A 293-nucleotide genomic window follows, 5' to 3' on the forward strand; every position below is an offset into this window, starting at 1 on the left:
TCGGGCGCGAGGCCGGCGGTCTCGACCTGGCCGGCGAAGGCCGGGGTGGCGCCGAAGGCCAGGGCGGTGGCCACGACGAGGGCGCGCAGGCGCTGCTTGCGGATGGAGGTGCTCACGATGCTTGAATCCCCTGTAACGGATCGATGGCAATAAAAATCCGCCTTGCGGCGGTGCTGGTCAGGCCCGCGTCCCCCGGTGTTCCCCCACCGGCGGTCCGGTGTGCCGGACTTGCCAAGCATATACGGACTGTGACCGCCTTCACGGACGCGCGCGCAAAAAAAGGGTTCTTCTCC

The 293-nt window shown here is 67.9% G+C and carries 1 protein-coding gene; it reads right to left on the reverse strand.

Annotation, left to right across the window (positions count from 1 at the left end; translation table 11 throughout):
• Positions 1-112 precede the first annotated feature (112 nt).
• A partial coding sequence (locus tag N790_RS16580; protein ID WP_211251958.1) for a hypothetical protein occupies positions 113-293 on the reverse strand: 181 nt, incomplete at its 5' end.

The organism is Arenimonas malthae CC-JY-1 (assembly GCF_000747075.1).
GTDB classification, from domain to species: domain Bacteria; phylum Pseudomonadota; class Gammaproteobacteria; order Xanthomonadales; family Xanthomonadaceae; genus Arenimonas; species Arenimonas malthae.